Origin of the sequence: Streptomyces sp. NPDC002573 (assembly GCF_042889625.1) — a bacterium.
Lineage (GTDB): Bacteria > Actinomycetota > Actinomycetes > Streptomycetales > Streptomycetaceae > Streptomyces > Streptomyces gibsoniae.
This window is the reverse complement of the sequence record NZ_JBIARC010000066.1, coordinates 1-18,095: the sequence shown is the minus strand read 5'-3', so window position 1 is coordinate 18,095 and position 18,095 is coordinate 1. Positions and strand designations below refer to the sequence as shown.

Below are 18,095 nucleotides of genomic sequence, written 5' to 3'. Positions count from 1 at the left end.
GTCGCGCTGGATCTGTAATTATTCGACAGCAGAGCGGATCTCAGCCACGAGGCGCTTGCGCGGTCGATCCGCGCACCACCAACTCCGGCTCGAAGAGCAGCTCGTCGGCCGGTACGGACCTCCCGCCGATCTGGGCGTTGAGCAGCTCGACGACGGCCTTCCCCATCGACTCGATGGGCTGGCGGACGGTGGTGAGCGGCGGTTCGGTGCAGTTCATCAGGGCGGAGTCGTCATAGCCCACGACGGAGATCCGGGAGGGCACGTCGAGTCCCTTGCGGCGGGCGGCCCGCACGACGCCGAGGGCCAGCGGATCGCTGGCGCAGATGAACCCGGTGACCCCGCGGTCGATGAGCTTGGCGGCCGCCGCGTGACCGCCCTCGATCGAGAACATGGCCCGGGCGACGAACTCGTCCGGCAACTCCCCGGCGATCGCCCGCGCCGCCGCCAGCTTGCGGGCCGACGGCACATGGTCGCTGGGGCCGAGGACCAGGCCGATCCGCTCGTGACCCAGCGAGGCGAGGTGGCGCCAGGCCTGCTCGACGGCCACGGCGTCGTCGCAGGAGACGCCCGGGAAGCCGAGGTGTCCTATGGCCGCGTTGACCAGCACCACCGGGATGTTGCGGTCCGCGAGCAGCCGGTAGTGGTCGTGCGGGGCGTCGGCCTGTGCGTAGAGCCCGCCGGCGAAGACCACCCCGGAGACCTGCTGTTGCAGCAGCAGCGCCACATAGTCGGCCTCGGAGACCCCGCCCTTGGTCTGGGTGCACAGCACCGGGGTCAGCCCCAGCTGGGCGAGCGCCCCGCCGATCACCTCGGCGAAGGCGGGGAAGATGGGGTTCTGCAGCTCGGGCAGGACCAGCCCGACGAGCCGCGCCCGCTCGCCGCGCAGTTGTGTGGGCCGCTCGTAGCCGAGGACGTCGAGCGCGGAGAGCACCGCCTGCCGGGTGGCCGCGGAGACCCCGGGCTTGCCGTTGAGCACCCGGCTGACCGTGGCCTCACTGACCCCGACCTTTTTCGCCACCTCAGCAAGTCGTCGCGTCATGGACGCAAGAATAGCGCAAATAATGCAAGTGGCTTGCATTGATGTTTCAGCCGGACCGGAACGGCGACGGGGAGCGGCCTCCGGTTCCCGGCGCCGCTCCCCGTCGGATCCTCCGATGGATCCCGCTCTCCGTCGCCGGCTGATCCGGCCCCGTGTCGGCGTCAGATCCTGCTCTCCGTCGCGGTGTCCGCCGACAGGCGCTGGGCGATGTAGATCGGGACCACCGACAGGACGACGAGTACCGCCGCCACGACGTTCACGACCGGGGCCTGCTGAGGGCGGGTCATGTTGTTGAAGATCCAGATCGGCAGGGTCTCGATGCCGGGACCGGCCGTGAACGTCGTGACCACGATCTCGTCGAAGGAGAGCGCGAAGGACAGCAGCGCGCCCGCGAACAGCGCCGAGCGCACCAGCGGGAACGTGACGTCCACGAAGGCGCGGAAGCTGTCGGCACCCAGGTCCATCGCCGCCTCCTCGTAGGAGCCGGAGGTGCGGCGCAGTCGCGCGACGACGTTGTTGAAGACCACGACGATGCAGAAGGTGGCATGGCCGACGACCACGGTGAACAGGCCGAGCCCGACCCCGAGCGGTGCCAGGACCGTGCTGAACGCCGAGTTGAGCGCGATGCCGGTGACGATGCCGGGCAGCGCGATCGGCAGGACGACCACGAAGGAGATGGCGTCGCGGCCGAAGAAGCGGTGCCGGGACACCGCGAACGCGATCAGCGTGCCGAGCACCAGCGCGATCGCCGTGGCGCCGAGACCCGCCTTCACCGAGACCCACAGCGCGCTGCGGGCCCCCGCGTTCTCCCAGGCCACCGACCACCAGTGGGTGGTCCAACCGGGCGGCGGCCAGCTCGCGCTGCGGTCCGGGTTGAAGGAGTTGACCAGGACGAGGGCGAGCGGGACGTAGATCACCGCGAAGCCGAGGCCGGCGGCGACGCGCAGCGCGATACGCGCGGAGCGGGACAGTTGCATGACGGGTACCCCTGCTGGAGGCTGCGGAGTTCTAGAGGCTGCTGAGCGCGCCCGTACGGCGCATCGCCAGCAGGTACAGCACGATCACCAGCACCGGAACCGTGCCCAGCGCGGCGGCCATGGGCAGGTTGAGCTCGATGTTGGAGTAGACGAGGTTGCCGATCAACTGGGTCTTGCCGCCGACGATCTGGACGGTGATGTAGTCACCGAGGCTGAGCGAGAAGGTGAAGACCGAGCCGGCGGCCACGGACGGGAGCACCATCGGCAGCACCACCGAGCGGAAGGTGCGGCCGGGGCGCGCGCCCAGGTCGGCGGAGGCGTCCAGCAGGCCAGTGGGGAGCTGTTCGAACGCCGTGTGGATCGGCAGGATCATGTACGGCAGCCAGAGGTAGGTCAGCGTGATGACGGTCGCCGGGAGCCCGAACCCGGGTCCGCTCAGTCCGAACGGCCGCAGCATCCAGTCGGCGAGGCCGCCCTCGGACAGGATCAGCCGCCATGCGTACACCTTCACCAGGTAACTCGCCCACAGCGGCGTGAGGATGGCGACCACCAGCAGGGGCCGCCATCTGGGCCGGGCGACGCGCGCGGTGTAGAAGGCCAGCGGGAAGGCGATCAGCGCGCACAGGACGGTGACCGCGAGGGCCACGCCGATGCTGCGCAGGATCACCTGGCGGAAGACGGGCGTGGTCAGCAGCTCGTGGAAGTTGTCCGTGGACCAGACCTTCACCACCTCGGAGGTGAAGGAGTCCGTCGTCCAGAAGGCGGAGACGAACAGCACGGCGAGCGAGCCGAGATACAGCACGGCCAGCCACAGCAGGGGCGCGGTCAGCAGCAGGGACAGCCGCAGCCGCGGACGGCGGTGCAGCAGCCCGGCGAGCCGCCGGACGGGGGTCCGTCCGACGGCAGGCAGGGTGGCGGTCATGGTCGTGTCCTCAGCCCTTGATCTCGGTCCAGGCCTGGACCCACTTGGCGTACGGCACGCACTTGACGTCCGTACGGCCGTCGAGGCACTGCTCGATGGGGGTGTTCCAGAAGGCGATGTTCTTCCAGTAGGCCGTGTCGGCCGCGTGGTAGGTGGTGCAGAAGTTCTTGTCGCTGGTCTCCTCGCACGCCTTGGCGTTGGAGGGCGCCTCGCCGAAGTACTCGGCGACCTGGGCGTTGACCTTCGGCGAGATGATCCAGTTCATCCACTGGTAGGCGCAGTTGGGGTGCTTGGCCTTGGCCGCGATCATCCAGGTGTCGGACCAGCCGGTCGAACCCTCCTTGGGCACGAAAGCCTTGACCTTGGCGCCCTCGCTCTGCGTGAGGTTGGCGATGACCTGCCAGGTGGTGCCGACCACGGAGTCGCCGCTCTTGAAGGCGGACACCTCCTTGAGGTAGTCGCCCCAGTACTCGCCCACGTTCGCGTTCTGCTTCTTCAGCAGGTCGACGGCCGCGTCGAACTGCTTCTGGTCGAGCGCGTACGGGTCCTTGATCTTCAGTTCGGGCTTGGTGGCCTTCAGATAGAGCGCCGCGTCGGCGATGTAGATCGGGGAGTCGTACGCGGTGACGTGGCCCTTGTACCTGGACGCGTCGTCGAAGACGGCGGACCAGGACGTCGGCGCGGGCTTGACCTTGTCCGTGTTGTACATCAGCAGGTTGGCGCCGCGGCCGTGCGGGATGCCGTAGGCCTTGCCCTTGACCGAGTTCCAGGGCTGGAGCTTCAGGTCGGCGAAGACGTCCTTGTAGTTCGGCACGAGGCCGGTGTTGACCGGTGCCGCGTCGCCGGAGGCGATCAGGCGCAGGGAGGCGTCGCCGGAGGCGGAGACCGCGTCGTACTCACCGGTCTTCATCAGCTTGACCATCTCGTCGGAGCTGGCCGCGACCTTGGAGTGCACCTGGCAGCCGGTCTGCTTCTCGAAGTCGCTGACCCAGTTCACCTTGGCGTCGTTGGAGCCGTCCTCGACATAGCCGGCCCAGGCGACGAGGTTGACCTGCCCCTCGGACTTGCCCAGCTTCGTCTGCGCCTTCAGATCGGGCGGGTTGAGGCCGGTGGACGAGGAGGAGCCGCCCGGACCGGACGAGCCGCAGGCGGTGGCCGCGAGCAGCACCGCGGCAGCGGCGGCGGCCTTCAGGGTACCGATGGTGAGACGCACGTCGTTCTCCATACGTGACGGTGGGGGCTGGTGCGGTGGTTCAGCGGGCGTCCGGGACCTGGACGGCGTGGCGGCGGTGCCACTGGAGCCGCACCCGGGTGCCGCGGTAGGCGGCGACGTCCTCGGAGGAGGTCTCCAGGTTCTGCTGGAGCGCGGTGAGCCGGCCGCCCGCGTCGAGGTCGACGAGGAAGCGGGTGGCGTCTCCCAGGTAGACCACTTCGGCGACGGCGCCGACGGCGGTGGAGTGCTCCGGCTCGTCCGCGTCGGCGGACTCCTTCAGGACCCGGATCTTCTCGGGCCTGATGCTGTACGTACCCGCGGTGCCGACGATCCGATCGGCCGCCTCGCCCTGGAGCAGGTTCGAGGTGCCGACGAAGGAGGCGACGAAGGCGGTGGCGGGGCGCTCGTAGATCTCGGCGGGCGTGCCGACCTGCTCGATACGGCCCTGGTTGAAGACGGCGATGCGGTCGCTCATCGTCAGGGCCTCCTCCTGGTCGTGGGTGACGAACACGAAGGTGATCCCCACCTCCCGCTGGATCGCCTTGAGTTCGACCTGCATCTGCTCGCGCAGCTTGAGGTCGAGGGCGCCGAGCGGCTCGTCGAGGAGCAGCAGACGGGGGCGGCCGACGAGGGCGCGGGCGAGTGCGACCCGCTGCCGCTGGCCGCCGGAGAGCTGTCCGGGCCGCCGCTTGCCGAAGGCTTCGAGACGTACGCCGGCGAGCGCCTCGCGGGCCCGGGTGAGCCGCTCGGCCTTGGGCACCTTGCGGACCTTGAGGCCGTAGGCCACGTTCTGCTCGACGGTCATGTGCGGGAAGAGCGCGTAGTCCTGGAAGACGGTGTGCACGTCCCGCTCGAAGGGCGCCAGCCCGGTGACGTCCTGGCCGGCCAGCTCTATGGCGCCGGAGGTGGGGCTCTCGAAGCCCGCGATCATGCGCAGGACGGTGGTCTTGCCGGACCCGGACGGGCCGAGCATAGAAAAGAACTCCCCGTCGGCTATCTCCAGGTCGACCCCGGCCACCGCGGCCGTGTCACCGAACTCCTTCCGCAGCCCTCGCAGCCGGATCGCGCTTCCCTCCATGGACGGGAACCTTTCTGGTGCACTCTTCCGTTCTTTGCTCTGGATCGAAAAGATATGAACTCATAGTTCAAAGCTCAAGACCCCCTTAGGGTAAAGGTTGAGTCAACGCACAAGGTGGTGGCCGTGAAGCACAACTGGGGCGGCGGGGCCCGGAGAGCCGTCTTCTCTCCCGTGGACACCCGCGCACGCGTGGAGACGGTCGTCCGCCGCCTCGGCGACGCCATCGAACTGGGGCTGCTCGCCGACGGGGAGCAGCTGCCCGGCGAGAGCGAGCTGGCGGGACAGCTCGGGGTGTCCACCGTGACCCTGCGGGAGGCGCTCATGGCGCTGCGGCAGCAGGGCCTGGTCACCACCCGTCGGGGACGCGGCGGCGGCAGCTTCGTCTCGCTGCCCGAGGACCCGGCCGAGGACCGGATCAAGCTGCGGCTGGCCGGCTGGAGCACGGAGGAGCTGCGCGATCTCGGCGACCAGTGGGCCGCCGTCTCCGGCGCCGCCGCCCGGCTCGCCGCCCAGCGCACCGGCCCGGACGACCTCCATCCGCTGCGGCGCACGTTGGAGGAGTTCGCGGCCGCCGAGGACCCCGCGGCGCGCAGCCGGGTCTACGGCAGGTTCCATGTGGAGCTGGCGGCGGCCGCCCAGTCCGCCCGGCTCACCCGGGAGCAGGTCGGGCTCCAGACGGAGGTCGGCGCACTGCTGTGCCTCGTCCTCGGAGACGACACCTATCGCGAAGAGGTGGCGGACCGTTTCCGCGCCGTGATCTCCGCAGTGCAGGATGGGGCGCACGATTCGGCCAGGGAGCTGGCCGAGCGGTGCGTCCGGGAATCGACGGCACGGCTCATCGCGCTGCGCCTCGGCCTGTAAGAGCTCCAAACGGAACAAGCGCCCGGCTCGCAACATCCGGCACGTACGCACCAGACACCGCGAGCCGATCGGACCCCCGTTCTGTACGGAGCCCCAAGGACGCGCCGGCATCCGGTCGTGTGCGCGGGAGGGCGCTGATGATCACGAGCACCGGTCTGGCGGCACCGCCGGAAGCGCAGGTGACGGCCCGGGTGCGGTCCGCGCTGGAGGCGGTGTTCGACGCCGTCGCGGAGACCCGCGCCGACACCGCGGCGCTGCTGTCCCGGGTGGCCGAACGGGGCCTACGGCCCGCGACCGCGGACCTGGCCGCGCTGCGCCCGGGGCTCCATGCCCGGCTGGCCCGGCAGGAGTTGGTGTCCGGTGTCGGGTTCGTCGCGGCTCCCGGGCTGCTGAGCGACGTACCGGCATGGCTGGAGTGGTGGCAGACCGGCGCGGACGGCGACGTACGGCCCCTGCTGCCCGACCTGGATCCGGCGCACTCGGCGTACTCCGACTACACGCACTGGGACTGGTTCGCGCTGCCCCGTGACACCGGGCGGCGGGCGGTGGCCGGACCCTATGTGGACTACCTCTGCTCCGACGAGTACAGCCTCACCCTGTCCGCGCCCGTGCTCCTCGCGGGGCACTTCGCCGGGGTCGCCGCGGCCGACGTCTACCTACGGCACTTCGAGGCGGCGGTGCTCCCCCTGCTGCGCCGGCTGCCCGGGCCCGCGCATCTGGTCAACGCCCGGGGCCGGGTGGCGGCCTCGGCCGACCCGGCCCATCTGGCCGGATCACTCACCAAGGGGCCGGACTTCGCCGCGGTGCTGGAGGGCGCCCGGCCGGAGGTCTGGCGGGGGCTGCGGCTGGTCCCGTGCGACGGGATTCCGCTCGTGCTCGTCGTGCCCGGCTGAGCCGGCGGTCGCCGCGGGCCCCGGCGCCGTCGGTGACCTGAACACCGACGGAGCCGGGGCGTTGAGGAGGGTCTCAGTCCGGTGGTGCGGGCACCACGCTGAGGTGGCCCGTCGTACGCCGGGTGCGGCGCGGGCTCCGGACGACGGGCGCCGGGCGGCGCGCCTCGCGCAGCACCAGCGTCAGCTTCGAGTAGCCCATGGCCTGAAGGGTCTTGGGTGTCTCCCCCACCACCCGGCACTCGCCGCCCCAGCGCGGGTCGGGATGCAGCAGCGGGCGCACCGCCCCGTCGTGCTCCACGGCGCCCGGGCCGGCCGCGCGGATCCAGTGCGGCAGGCCCTGCCGGTAGGCGGCGTCCATGATCGGGTCCTGGGCGATCTCCCGGCGAATGGCCTGAAGTCCATGGTCGTGACCGTGGCTCTCCACCGCCGCCGCGAAGTGCGCCAGCATCGGCAGACACCAACGCGACTCGTGCTCGCCGAGGACCGCGCCCGCGTCCGGGTGGAACAGCACGAACCGCAGGAAGTTGTCACCGGGCATGGCCGTCGGATGCGGTCCCACCCCGCGGAAGAGGGCCTCGAACGCGGAGTTGGCGAGAACGACGTCCCAGCGGTGGTCGAAGACGACGGACGGAAAGGGGACGGCCTCCAGGAGCATGGCGTAGTCCTGCAGGTACGCCCTTGCTTCCGGACTCTCGGGGACGGGCCGCGGCTGCGACCGCTGCCCTCCTGCCTGAAACGCCATCGGGAGGTCACCCCTCTTGCCCTTGCGGCCTGCACGCGGCGCCCTGATCCTGCTGCGCCGGATCGAGCTGTGTCAACTATCGTGGCATTTGGCGTCGGTTGACGGCCGAATCTCGCCACAGTTGTGGCGAGACCTGGATGTGAGTTCGAGAGAACGGCTAATCTCCGGATGGTTCCGGACGACCATGAGAACGATGTGAGAAGAGACGTAGGAGATCTGTCGGTGACGGATGGCTTCGAGGTTCCGGGCGCCACGGCGACGGGTCTGCTGCCGGCCGTCGTGGCCCGTGTCACCGCTCTCGCCGACCGGGTGGGGGTGCCGCACGAGGAGATCTTCGCCGTCTCGCGTCTGTCGGTCGCCTCCGGCGTCCCGGAGCCGGTGGTGAAGGCCCTGCTGAGCGGGGTGCCCGCCGGGGAGCCGGATCTTCAGGCGCGTTTTCTGCAGCGGCTCGACCTGCTGCGCCGCACCCGGCTCAAGCCCAACGGCCGTAAGTACACCCAGCAGGAGATCGCCGACGGGGCGGGCATGTCCCGCCAGCAGGCGGGCGCTCTCATCAACGGCGACCGGCGCCCCACCATGGAGCACTGCGACGCCATTCAGCGCTTCTTCAGGGTGCATGCCGGGTTCCTCACGGCCGAGGACCCCGAGGCACTCGCGAACACCCTCCAACGCAAGGAACAGGAACTCCTCCAGCAGCTCGCGGACCGCGAGCGCGCGGCGGCCGACACCGCCGACGACCCGCTGGAGCGGCTGTTGCAGGACCATGGCGTCCGCGGCATCGCCTGGCGGGCGGCCCAGCTGCCCACCGACCAGCACCGCGACAAGGTCGCGGAATGGCTGGACATGCTCCTGGAGAGCGTCAAGCGGCCCGAGTCCTGATCCTGGGGAGAACCGTGGGCATCGGAAGGGAAATGCGCCGCCTGTGCGGCGAGTTGATGGCGGAGCTCGCGCTCCCGGCACCGGCGGCACCCGCCGACCTGTACACCGCGCTGTGCGCGGGGATGAGCAGACGCCGGGGCCGCCCCGTCCAGTTCCGCATGGCCGCCTTCCCGCCCGGCACCGCCAGCGGCCTCTGGCTCGACATGGCCGACCAGGACCTGGTGGTCGTCGAGGAACGCACCGCGCCGGACCACCAGTTGGTGATTCTCGGCCACGAACTGTGGCACATGAACGCCGGCCACCAGGGCCACGCCGTGGAGGGGGCCACGGTCGCGGCACGCCTGCTGAGCGACACCACCGATCTCCAGGCGACCGTCCACAAGGTCGCCGCGCGTACGCACTTCGACCTCGCCGACGAGCAGGAGGCGGAGAGCTTCGGCCTGCTACTGGCCAGCAAGTGCCGTACCTGGCTGGCGGGCTCCTCGCTGCGCGGCCCCGTCCAGCGGGACGACCTGGCGGGCCGGATCGAGGCCTCGCTCGGCTACCGCGGACCTCAGGTCCGCTGAGGCGCGCGGGACACCGACACGATGGACGGTTCGAGCTACTACATACCCGCCACCGCGATGGCGGTCGCCTTCGCCTTCAAGGCACCGGCGCTGGTGCGCTCCTGGCGCGACCCGCTGCTGCGCTCCGTGTGCGCGCTGCTCGCCCTGGCGGGTGCGGTGTTCTTCTTCGCCGCGCCGCCGACCATCGTGAAGGTCAACGACCTCACCGGCATCACCAATGTCTCCGCCCCGCTGGTGTACGCCCTGCTGAGCGCGTTCAGCGCGGCCTGTCTGGTGCTCGTCGTCAACTGGCGGGGCGGGCCGCCCGCCGCCACCCGCAGCCTCACCCGCCGGATCACCGCGGGATACGGCGTGGTGATCCTCGCCCTGATCGTGCTGTTCGCCCTGGGCTACACACCAGTTGAGCGGCTGCGGGACTTCGACACCTACTACGCCCTCACGCCGTACATCCGCGAGATGATCGTGCTCTATCTCGCGGCGATGACCGTGGCGAGCCTCGCGATGACCGTGCTGTGCTGGCGCTGGGCTCTGCAGGTCCACGGCTGGCTCCGGGCCGGGCTCGTGATCATCGTGACCGGCTACATGTTCAACATGGCCTATCTGGTCACCAAGTTCACGGCCGTGATCGCCCGCTGGAGCGGCGGGAACCTCGACGACCTCAGCACCTATGCCGCACCCGCGCTCGCCTCGATCGGCGGCCAGATCAGCGCCGTGGGCTTCTGTCTGCCGCTCGCCTGCCAGCGTGTCGGGGACCAGTGGACCACCTGGTCCACCTATCGCCGGCTGGGACCGCTGTGGCGCGAGCTGCGGCCGGTGTCCGCCCACACCGGCCGCGAGGGGCGCCTCGCCTGGTGGTCGTCGGCGGAACTGCAGGTCACTCAGCGGGAGTCCGACATCCACGACAGCATGCTGAGCCTGTACCCCTACTTCGATCCCGATCTGCGCGCACACGCCTACGACGCCGCCGTGGCGGCCGGTTCCGACCCGGCCCAGGCCCGGGCGGAGGCCGACGCGGCGATGGTGACGGCGGCGGTGCGGGCCCGGGCCAAAGACCCGGAGGGCCGCGTCATCAGCGCGGCGGAGGCCCCCGACGGGCCCCACGACGGCCCGCGGGACCTCGTCCGCATGTCCCTCGCGCTGCGCAGATCACCGGTCGTCGCGGCCGTACGCGGTACGGCCGGAGTGCGGCTCACATGACCGACGGGCCGACAGGCCGAGAACGCATCAGCCGTGCCCGGCCCCAGACCGGGCCCGCTCTCCCCGGAGAGCACGCATCACGCCGACCGCAGGCGCATGGGGGTGCCTTTTGAAGACGTACCTGGATCTGCACCGCGAGTTCTCCGCCGGTATCGAGGCGGAGCTCGCGGACTCGCTCGCCCGGGCGGGCAAGTCCGCGCCCGCCGTCCGTGACGCGGTCGACCGACTGCTGCGGCATCAGCCGATGAAGTACCCGCTGTCGGTGCTGCCGCTGCTGGTGCACGGCGCGGAGACCGGTTCTGCCGAACCGGCCCTGCCGCTGTCGGCCGTACACGTCCTGTGGTGGACGTCGGCCTGCTACCTCGACGACCTGGCCGACGGACAGGGCGCCGCCCTTCCGGCCGGCCTCGGCCTGCACGAGGCGCTGCTGGCGGCCATCGTCACCGGCCATCTGCTGCCGCTCCAGGTCCTGGAGTCGCCCGCGGTCCCGGCCGCCGTCCGGCCCGCGTTGACGGCGGAACTGCTGGAGTGCGGGATGACGGCCGCCGAGGGGCAGATGGACGACATGCGCAAGAACACCGGCGAGGCCGGCCGGGGCACGGTCCTCGCGGCCTACCGGGGAAAGTCCGGCGCCCCCTTCGCGATGATCACGGCGATGGCCGCGATCCTGTCCGGGGCGCGGACCGAACGGATCCGCCTGTGGCGGGAGTTCGGTGATGTCTTCGGCATTCTGTGGCAGATCTTCAACGACTACGAGGACCTCGCCTCGGGCCGCCACGAGGACCTGCTGAACGGCACTGTGACCTACGCGCTGGCCTGCGCCCTGGAGGAGGCGTCGCCCGGCGAGCGGCAGCGGATCCTGGCCCTGCACGCCGGCGCGCGTACGTCAGACGAGGCCCGGTCGGATCTCGCCGCCCTCCTCCTCGGCCCGTCCGCCCTCGCCTACTGCGAGAAGGACCTCGGGGAGTTCCGAGACACGGCGTACCGTCTCCTGGACGAACTCGGCGGCGACGAGGCCCATGTGTCCGTCCTGCGCGGGCTCGTCGACCAGACGTCCCGACTGCGCCCGTGACCGACCGCCGCCCACCCCCAATGTTCCGCCCCGCGACAGAAAGAGTGCCAGGCCATGTCTGACGGAATTGCCCCCCGCCGCACCGCGGTGGTCATCGGCGGGGGCATGACGGGCATGCTCGCCGCGTCGGTGCTCGCCGGGCACGCCGATGTCACGGTCGTCGAACGCGACCTGCTGCCGGACGGCCCTGCCCCCCGCAAGGGGCTTCCGCAGGCCCGTCACGCCCACATCCTGTGGTCGGGCGGGGTGAAGGCCCTGGAGGAGCTCCTGCCCGGCGTGGTCGACCGGCTCGTCGCGCGTGGCGCCCGCAAGGCGCACATCATGACCGACCTGGTGTCCAAGGCCCCCTCGGGCCAGTGGTTCCGCCGGTTCACCCACAGCCGCCATGTCAATCTGCTGTGCAGCCGTGATCTGCTCGACGCCGTCGTACGGGAGCGGGTCCTCGAGGATCCCCGGATCACCCTGCGGCCGGGGACCGAGGCGCTCGCCCTGGAGGGCGGCGCGGACCGCGTCAGCGGGGTACGCGTACGGTCGGCGGACGCGACGAGCACCCTCACCGCCGACCTGGTCGTCGACGCCAGTGGACGGGCCGGCCGGGCTCCCGTGTGGCTGCGGGAACTGGGCCTCCCGGCGGTCGCCGAGCGCACCGTCGACACGGGCCTCGCCTACGCCAGCCGCCTCTACCGTGCCCCCGGACGCACCGCCGACGGCTATCCCATCGTCAACGTCCAGGCCGACCCCTGGCAGGCCCCCGGCCGCGGCGGCATCATCCTGCCCATCGAGGGCGGGCGCTGGCTCGTGACCCTCGCCGGAACCCGCGGCGGGCAGCCCACCGCGGACAACGAGGCGTTCCTGGACTTCGCCCGCACTCTGCCCCACCCCGTCATCAGCGAGCTGCTCGCCGACGCCGAACCCCTCACGGACGTCGTCACCACCCGGAGCACCGCCAACAAGCGGCGCTACTACGAGAAGGCGGCCCGCTGGCCGGAGGGCTTCGCCGTGCTCGGCGACGCCATGGCGGGCTACAACCCGGTCTACGGCCATGGGCTGAGCGCCTCGGCGCTGAGTGTGCTCGCCCTGCGCGGTGTGCTGGAGAGGCAGCACCTCACCGCTCCCGGGACGGCCCGGCGCATCCAGAAGGCCGCGGCGCGTCCCGTCGAGAACGCCTGGAGCCTGGCCGTGGGCCAGGACGTGTTCTACCCGGGTGCCAGTGACCAGCCGCCGACCCGGCTGGAGACGACGCTCGCCGCCTTCGTGGACCGGGCCGTCGACGCCGGAGCGCGCAACCCGCGGGCGCTGCGGATCCTCCTGGACGTGATGAGCATGGAGGCGTCCCCGGCCCGGCTGCTGATGCCCGACATGCTCGCCCTGGTGTGGTTCGGCCGGAAGAAGCCGCTCCTCGACGGCCCGCCGCTGACCGAGCGGGAGCGCAAGGCGGCGCTGGATCCGGCGCCGCTCGGCGAGGAGGACTGACCGCCCCCGTCGGGGCGGCTCCCGGGGTCACGTCGGGGCCTGTTCGGGGCGGACCCGGCGGCCTCGGCGGACGTCCTTGACGACGCGGGTCCGCAGGGCGCGGGAGAGCCGGGCGAGGTCGCCGGTCGTCGGCGGCGGGAAGAACGGACCGGCGGGCTCCCCTCCGGTCGAGGGCTCGTCGCCGACGACCCGGTACCGGTCGACGGCGACGGCGATCATCGCCGCCTCGGCGATGATGTCGGCGACCTGTGCGACCGCTCCCCGGTCGAGGGCGGCGGCGTGCGCCTCGTTCCACGTCCGGCGGTCGAAGCAGGTCCGGCACGCCACGATGCGGTCGGAGATGTAGGTCTGCCGCTGCGTCAGCCGTAGTTGGAAGTCGGGCGTCCACCAGGGCAGAGGCAGCTGGGTGAGGCCGGGCGCGCCGGGGACCGCGCTCAGCGTCCGGGCGAGCGGGCCGAGCTGCCAGTACCGTACGGCGTCCTCGCTGCGGCGCCTGACGAGCGGGAGGATGAAGCCGACCGCGACGAGCAGGGCGCTGGGCTGGCCCATGCTGGGCGCGACACCGGTGGCCAGGAAGTCCCAGTCGTGCCCTGTCCAACGGGCGCCGATCGCCACGAGTTTGGCCCCGTCGTAGCCCGCGTAGTGCATCAGATAGCCGAGGGCGAGGGCGCGCAGGCCGATCCGCATGGTGCCGTGCACATCGCGCGACCAGCGCCAGCACAGACGGCTGCACACGTAGGAGGCCAGACCGTGGGCGAGGAGGTACAGCAGGATCATCTCGCGGATGTAGGGCGTGCCGGAGTAGTACACGTCGAAGTCGGTGCGCCGCTCCACGGGGGCGTCGCCGAGCACGTACAGGGTGATGATCAGTACCCACACGAGCAGATACAGCGCGATGATCCACTGGGACAGGCGCCGGGTGTGGCCCTTGTCCGAGCCGCCGCGCCAGTTCAGGACGAGCACGACCGAGGCCGCGGAGAAACCGGTGAGCGCGCAGTAGACCAGCGGGGCGGAGAAGTTGGACACCCCGGTGGTCCGGTTGACCAGGATGATCGTCTGGGGGGCCGAGGTGAACAGGACCCCGGATCCGACCAGGAGCAGGGCGCAGATCGAGGACAGCAGCCAGTCCCGGCCACGGGCACGGATCAGCGCGGGTAACTTGAGCAGGCAGGCCAGGAGCAGCAGCCCGCCGGCGATGTAGAAACCGAGGTTGGCCTTCATGGCGCGGCGGCCCCCGGGGGTGTCTGACAGGGGGACGCCTGGGTGCGTAAGTTCATGTCTGGCGGCTCTCCGGCCTGCCGTCCGCGTGCAGCGTGTCGGTGACGATGAGGGTGTGGACGGCCTGGGAGACCCGGACGAGGTCGCCCAGGGTGCCGTCGAGTGCGGTGGGACCGTATGCGCCGGGCGAGGGGTCGTCCGGCGTGCAGGACCGGGTGGCGGCGACCACCATGGCGGCGGCGCCGATCGCCTCGGCCTCCGGGGCGCTCGCCCCGGACGAGACCGCCCGGTGGTAGGCGCGTTCTCGGACTCGGTCGTCGAAGCGGGGTTCCAGGCGGGTGATGCCGTCGCGGATGCCGGTCTCCCGCTGGGTGAGTCGGAGGTCGATGTCGCCCAGCGACCGCCAGGACAGCGGCACCCAGTACCGCTTGTCGGCGGGGTCGACCAGGAGTTTGAACAGCGGTCGCAGCCGGGCGTAGGCGGCGACGCTCTCGATGCGCGGGCCCACCAGCGGCAGGGCGTAGCCGACGGTGACGAGGGCGGCCGCGACGGCGGCGACCCCGGGGGCGAGGTCGGTGCTCAGGCCGTCCCAGTGCCGCCCGGTCCAACGGCCCGCCACGGCGGCCAGTTTGACCATCCCGAAGACACCGTTGAGCAGCCAGCCCAGCACGAGGACCGTCAGGCCCTTGCGGGTCCAGCCGGTCACCTTCCGGGACCAGCGCCAGCACAGCGTCGTGGTGGTGAACGCCGCGACCAGATGCGCCAGCAGATACAGGGTGATCATCTCGGCGAGGCCGGGGGTGGTGGCGTAGTAGGTGTCCAGGTCGGTCCGGCGTTCCACGGGTGCGTCGCCCACCGCGAACAGCACCCACAGGGCGACGATGACGACGGCGTAGCCGGTCAGCCAACGGCGGGCCACCCGGCGTACGTGCTCCGGCTCGCCCCCGCGCCAGTAGACGATGACGACGAGGCAGGCGGCGCTGAACGCGGTCACCACGGTGTAGACCAGCGGCGCCGCGATGTTCGGGACCCCCGTCAGATGGTTGACGGCCGCGACGCTGGCGGGAGCGGACAGGGTGAAGGAGATCCCGGCCGACAGCACGACCGCGCACAGCGACACCAGCGCGGGGTCGCGCCGCCTGTGCAGCAGTCTGGGGATCCTGATGGCGAGGCCGCTCCACAGGAGCAGGGCCGTCAGGTAGTAGATCCGACCGTCCACGACTCAGACCCAGAGACCTCTGCCCAGCGAGTCCTCGATCCGTCCGGCCACCTGGCCCAGGTCGGCGCGCCAATGGGTCCTGCGGAAGGTGCGCAGGTCCGTGCCCAGCCGCAGACCGAACATCTCGGCCTCCGCCTCGTGCCGGTCGTCGAAGCGGGTGCGGGCGGCGACGCCGAGCTGGGGTTCGCCGAGCCCGCCGAGCCGCGTGTCCCGGGAGGCGAGGAGCCGGCTGACCACGTCGTCCACGGCGCCGGCGTGGAAGCTGTGGGCCCGCGCGGCGGCGCGGCCCGCCGGGATGTGGGCCCCGCAGTGCCCCTCGAACATGTGCCAGATCTCATGGCCCAGGATGACGTGCTCGTGCTCGCTGTTGGTCGTGTCGTCCCGGACGGCGACAATGTCCATGTCCTCCAGGTCGAGCCAGAGTCCGCTCGCGGTGCCCGGCGGAAAGGTGGTCCGCTTCAGCACCACCGGACGACCGCGCAGACCGGTGAGGATGCCGCCGAGCGCCGCGAATATCTCGTCGTCGTCACCCGGCGCGGCCTGACCGAGCCGGGTGAGCAGTTCGGCGCTGAGTTCTTTCATCCTCTTCTCGCGCCTGGTCTTCACGTCGTCACTCCCCGTTCTTCGACGTCGGTGTCCGATGCCGCCCGGCGCCCGCCCGCGACGGGACGGTGGCCGGTCGGCACGGCCCGTGGAACATCCGGATCGCCACAGTAGTCACTTCTCCGTGGTCCTCAACCGACCTCTGGCACAGAGGCACAGGGACAACGGCGAGCATGCCGGACAAACCGCGTTCTGTCTCCCCGTCCCGCCGTGGCGTGTTGACTCCTCTCGTCCGCATTCCGCGTCCTGTGCGGAGGAGTTAGCGCTGCGCGACGCACGGGTTTCCGGGAAGGTTTCGACTCCGCTGAGCGGGCGAACCCGTGGCATCGGCACCGGGATTGTCAGTGGCGGGCGGCAAGCTGGGGGTGCGCCACCGCTGGGCGCGGCGACCGGCCGCGGACGAGGGGCGTGCACCGTGCATGTACCGCCGCACGCCCTGCCGGGCCGCGCGGCCGAACCGGGGAGAGCAACCGATGCAGACCGCCGTACTGACCGACCGCCAACGCGCCGCCGTGCAGGCCTATCTGCGCCTCCTCCACACCGTACGAGCGGCGTTCGACGGGCCACCGGATCCACGCCGACCACCCGTGGTCCCGGCCGCCGCCCTGGCCGAGGCGGACCGGGCCCTGGCGGAGGCGGGGCTCACGGGCACCGAGGAGGAGTTCTTCCGCCTGTGCGGGCAGTGGTGTCCCTGAGCGGGCTCGCGCGGGACTCCTCCCGGGCCGTCATCGGGACCGTGGGACCGGTCCGCCGGATCCGTCGTGGCCACACCCGGCGCGAAGCCGCTGCGCCGCCGCCACGCGGCCCGGTTTGATCCGGTCCGCTCGCGGAACTTGTTCTGCGCACCCTCGGGCAGACGGGGCGGCCCGGTGACGGGCGTGTCGCACGCCCGGAGCGCTGCGGGCCCGTCCTCCGCGCCCTGGTGCGCGGGCACGAGGGGCGAGGGAGAGGTCGGCGATGACGACGGTCGGTGTGGAAGAGGAGTACCTGCTGATCGATCCGGTCACGGGCCGGCTGGCGGCGCGGGGAGCGAAGGTGCGGGCTGCCGCCGGACTGGCGCCCTACGTCGCCGACGCGGAGATCCAGGCGGAGCTGCTGCAGGCGCAGATCGAGGTGGCCACCCCGGTGTGCGCCACGCTGGAAGAGGTCGACGGGCATCTACGGCGTCTGCGGCACGCGGCGGCGGGGGCGGCGCGGGCCTGCGGCTGCCGGGTCATGGCCGGCGGGACGCCGCCACCGGCGGAGGGGCTGCCCGTGCCCGTCACCGACAAGGCCCGCTACCGGGAGATGCAGCGGCAGGCCCCTCAGCTGGTGGCCGAGCAGATGGTCAACGGCATGCATGTGCATGTCGCCGTGCCCGACCGCCACATGGGCGTCGAGGTGCTCAACCGCCTGCGGGTGTGGCTGCCGACACTGACGGCCATGTCGGCGAACTCCCCGCTGTGGGAGGGGCACGACACCGGGTTCGCCAGCTGGCGCACCATCGTCTTCGACCGCTGGCCGGTCAGCGGCGTGCCGCCGTACTTCGCCGACGAGGCGGACTACGACCGGCGTGTGGGGCGACTGCTGTCGACCGGCGTGATCAGCGACACCGGTCAGCTGTACTGGCAGGCCCGGCTGTCCGACAACTACCCCACGGTGGAGATCCGCTGCCTGGACGTCCAGCTGTTCGCGGACGACGCCGTGATGTTCGCGGGCCTGATGCGCGCCCTCGCCGACACCGCCATGCGCGACGCCGCGGCGGGCGGCACGGCGCCCCGGGACGAGGGCGAGTTCGTACGGGCGGCGATGTGGCAGGCCGCCCGCCACGGGCTGAGCGGGGACCTGATCGACCTGCGCGGCCGGCGCCGTCCCGCCGACGAGGTGGTGCAGGGGCTGCTGGAGCATGTCGGCCCCGCGCTGGAGGCGTACGGAGACACCCGGGAGGTGACCTCGCTGGTGCACCGTCTGCTGGAACGGGGCACGGGCGCGGAGCTTCAGCGCAGGGCGCTGGCCGAAGGAGGCCTCGACGGCGTCACCCGCATGATCGTCGACGCCGTGGTCGCGGCCTAGAAGACTCATGAAGATCTTGCTGAGGGGCTGCCCGGCCGTGGGCCGGGTGGCCCCTCGGTCTATGCGGTGGCTGGGTTGATCGTCCATGTGC

The 18,095-nt window shown here is 71.4% G+C and carries 18 protein-coding genes; 9 read left to right on the top strand and 9 right to left on the bottom strand.

What is annotated here, in order from left to right; all coding sequences use genetic code 11:
• Positions 1-40: 40 nt before the first annotated feature.
• The 5 genes from ACFYX0_RS37840 to ACFYX0_RS37820 form a co-directional block, all read right to left on the bottom strand.
• Entirely contained in the window at positions 41-1,039 is a 999-nt protein-coding gene (locus tag ACFYX0_RS37840) for a LacI family DNA-binding transcriptional regulator (protein ID WP_355910900.1), read from the bottom strand.
• Between the two features lie 161 nt (positions 1,040-1,200).
• Positions 1,201-2,016, bottom strand: coding sequence for an ABC transporter permease (locus tag ACFYX0_RS37835; protein WP_388977822.1), 816 nt, complete (start codon positions 2,014-2,016; stop codon positions 1,201-1,203).
• 31 nt (positions 2,017-2,047) lie between these two features.
• Positions 2,048-2,938: an ABC transporter permease gene (locus ACFYX0_RS37830; protein ID WP_311694117.1), complete on the bottom strand. Its 891-nt coding sequence runs from the start codon at positions 2,936-2,938 to the stop codon at positions 2,048-2,050.
• Between the two features lie 10 nt (positions 2,939-2,948).
• Positions 2,949-4,163 carry an ABC transporter substrate-binding protein gene (locus ACFYX0_RS37825; protein WP_388977819.1) on the bottom strand — a complete coding sequence of 405 codons (1,215 nt, stop codon included), beginning with the start codon at positions 4,161-4,163 and terminating at the stop codon, positions 2,949-2,951.
• A 28-nt stretch (positions 4,164-4,191) separates the two neighbouring features.
• Positions 4,192-5,229 carry an ABC transporter ATP-binding protein gene (locus ACFYX0_RS37820; protein WP_388977816.1) on the bottom strand — a complete coding sequence of 346 codons (1,038 nt, stop codon included), beginning with the start codon at positions 5,227-5,229 and terminating at the stop codon, positions 4,192-4,194.
• Positions 5,230-5,343: 114 nt separating this feature from the next.
• Here ACFYX0_RS37820 and ACFYX0_RS37815 point away from each other — a divergent pair, with 114 nt between their 5' ends.
• Both ACFYX0_RS37815 and ACFYX0_RS37810 read left to right on the top strand, forming a co-directional pair.
• Positions 5,344-6,090, top strand: coding sequence for a FadR/GntR family transcriptional regulator (locus tag ACFYX0_RS37815; RefSeq protein ID WP_388977813.1), 747 nt, complete (start codon positions 5,344-5,346; stop codon positions 6,088-6,090).
• Positions 6,091-6,227: 137 nt separating this feature from the next.
• Complete coding sequence (locus tag ACFYX0_RS37810) at positions 6,228-6,983, top strand: cache domain-containing protein (protein WP_355910916.1); 756 nt, start codon at positions 6,228-6,230, stop codon at positions 6,981-6,983.
• Positions 6,984-7,056: 73 nt separating this feature from the next.
• Here ACFYX0_RS37810 and ACFYX0_RS37805 read toward each other — a convergent pair whose 3' ends face one another.
• Positions 7,057-7,725, bottom strand: a complete 669-nt coding sequence (locus ACFYX0_RS37805; protein ID WP_388977810.1) for a hypothetical protein — start codon at positions 7,723-7,725, stop codon at positions 7,057-7,059.
• Positions 7,726-7,947: 222 nt separating this feature from the next.
• Here ACFYX0_RS37805 and ACFYX0_RS37800 point away from each other — a divergent pair, with 222 nt between their 5' ends.
• The 5 genes from ACFYX0_RS37800 to ACFYX0_RS37780 all read left to right on the top strand — a co-directional run bounded on the left by ACFYX0_RS37800 (position 7,948) and on the right by ACFYX0_RS37780 (position 12,912).
• Positions 7,948-8,604 carry a helix-turn-helix transcriptional regulator gene (locus ACFYX0_RS37800; protein WP_355910922.1) on the top strand — a complete coding sequence of 219 codons (657 nt, stop codon included), beginning with the start codon at positions 7,948-7,950 and terminating at the stop codon, positions 8,602-8,604.
• 32 nt (positions 8,605-8,636) lie between these two features.
• Complete coding sequence (locus ACFYX0_RS37795; RefSeq protein WP_311694320.1) at positions 8,637-9,170, top strand: toxin-antitoxin system, toxin component; 534 nt, start codon at positions 8,637-8,639, stop codon at positions 9,168-9,170.
• 21 nt (positions 9,171-9,191) lie between these two features.
• On the top strand, positions 9,192-10,367 hold the full coding sequence (locus tag ACFYX0_RS37790; protein WP_388977808.1) for an MAB_1171c family putative transporter: 1,176 nt from the start codon (positions 9,192-9,194) through the stop codon (positions 10,365-10,367).
• 109 nt (positions 10,368-10,476) lie between these two features.
• Entirely contained in the window at positions 10,477-11,439 is a 963-nt protein-coding gene (locus ACFYX0_RS37785; RefSeq protein WP_388977805.1) for a polyprenyl synthetase family protein, read from the top strand.
• Positions 11,440-11,493: 54 nt separating this feature from the next.
• Complete coding sequence (locus ACFYX0_RS37780) at positions 11,494-12,912, top strand: FAD-dependent oxidoreductase (RefSeq protein WP_388977803.1); 1,419 nt, start codon at positions 11,494-11,496, stop codon at positions 12,910-12,912.
• A 27-nt stretch (positions 12,913-12,939) separates the two neighbouring features.
• Here ACFYX0_RS37780 and ACFYX0_RS37775 read toward each other — a convergent pair whose 3' ends face one another.
• Genes ACFYX0_RS37775 through ACFYX0_RS37765 form a run of 3 tightly spaced genes read right to left on the bottom strand, consistent with a single transcriptional unit; the run spans position 12,940 to position 15,955 of the window.
• On the bottom strand, positions 12,940-14,133 hold the full coding sequence (locus ACFYX0_RS37775) for a DUF6545 domain-containing protein (RefSeq protein ID WP_388977800.1): 1,194 nt from the start codon (positions 14,131-14,133) through the stop codon (positions 12,940-12,942).
• A gap of 52 nt (positions 14,134-14,185) precedes the next feature.
• Complete coding sequence (locus tag ACFYX0_RS37770) at positions 14,186-15,349, bottom strand: MAB_1171c family putative transporter (protein WP_388977798.1); 1,164 nt, start codon at positions 15,347-15,349, stop codon at positions 14,186-14,188.
• Between the two features lie 3 nt (positions 15,350-15,352).
• On the bottom strand, positions 15,353-15,955 hold the full coding sequence (locus ACFYX0_RS37765; protein WP_388977796.1) for a toxin-antitoxin system, toxin component: 603 nt from the start codon (positions 15,953-15,955) through the stop codon (positions 15,353-15,355).
• Between the two features lie 470 nt (positions 15,956-16,425).
• Between ACFYX0_RS37765 and ACFYX0_RS37760 the strand changes: the two genes are divergently transcribed.
• Together ACFYX0_RS37760 and ACFYX0_RS37755 are read left to right on the top strand one after the other, a co-directional pair.
• Positions 16,426-16,647 (top strand): hypothetical protein, encoded by a 222-nt coding sequence (locus ACFYX0_RS37760; RefSeq protein ID WP_388977794.1) that lies wholly within the window; start codon positions 16,426-16,428, stop codon positions 16,645-16,647.
• Positions 16,648-16,909: 262 nt separating this feature from the next.
• Entirely contained in the window at positions 16,910-18,004 is a 1,095-nt protein-coding gene (locus ACFYX0_RS37755; protein WP_388977792.1) for a glutamate--cysteine ligase, read from the top strand.
• Positions 18,005-18,095 lie beyond the last annotated feature (91 nt).

What these genes read in the sequence shown, in the direction of transcription:
- ACFYX0_RS37840 (WP_355910900.1), bottom strand. Translation starts at nt 1,039, where the DNA reads ATGACGCGACGACTTGCTGAGGTGGCGAAAAAGGTCGGGGTCAGTGAG.
- ACFYX0_RS37835 (WP_388977822.1), bottom strand. Translation starts at nt 2,016, where the DNA reads ATGCAACTGTCCCGCTCCGCGCGTATCGCGCTGCGCGTCGCCGCCGGC.
- ACFYX0_RS37830 (WP_311694117.1), bottom strand. Translation starts at nt 2,938, where the DNA reads ATGACCGCCACCCTGCCTGCCGTCGGACGGACCCCCGTCCGGCGGCTC.
- ACFYX0_RS37825 (WP_388977819.1), bottom strand. Translation starts at nt 4,163, where the DNA reads ATGGAGAACGACGTGCGTCTCACCATCGGTACCCTGAAGGCCGCCGCC.
- ACFYX0_RS37820 (WP_388977816.1), bottom strand. Translation starts at nt 5,229, where the DNA reads ATGGAGGGAAGCGCGATCCGGCTGCGAGGGCTGCGGAAGGAGTTCGGT.
- ACFYX0_RS37810 (WP_355910916.1), top strand. Translation starts at nt 6,228, where the DNA reads ATGATCACGAGCACCGGTCTGGCGGCACCGCCGGAAGCGCAGGTGACG.
- ACFYX0_RS37805 (WP_388977810.1), bottom strand. Translation starts at nt 7,725, where the DNA reads ATGGCGTTTCAGGCAGGAGGGCAGCGGTCGCAGCCGCGGCCCGTCCCC.
- ACFYX0_RS37795 (WP_311694320.1), top strand. Translation starts at nt 8,637, where the DNA reads ATGCGCCGCCTGTGCGGCGAGTTGATGGCGGAGCTCGCGCTCCCGGCA.
- ACFYX0_RS37790 (WP_388977808.1), top strand. Translation starts at nt 9,192, where the DNA reads ATGGACGGTTCGAGCTACTACATACCCGCCACCGCGATGGCGGTCGCC.
- ACFYX0_RS37780 (WP_388977803.1), top strand. Translation starts at nt 11,494, where the DNA reads ATGTCTGACGGAATTGCCCCCCGCCGCACCGCGGTGGTCATCGGCGGG.
- ACFYX0_RS37775 (WP_388977800.1), bottom strand. Translation starts at nt 14,133, where the DNA reads ATGAAGGCCAACCTCGGTTTCTACATCGCCGGCGGGCTGCTGCTCCTG.
- ACFYX0_RS37760 (WP_388977794.1), top strand. Translation starts at nt 16,426, where the DNA reads ATGCAGACCGCCGTACTGACCGACCGCCAACGCGCCGCCGTGCAGGCC.
- ACFYX0_RS37755 (WP_388977792.1), top strand. Translation starts at nt 16,910, where the DNA reads ATGACGACGGTCGGTGTGGAAGAGGAGTACCTGCTGATCGATCCGGTC.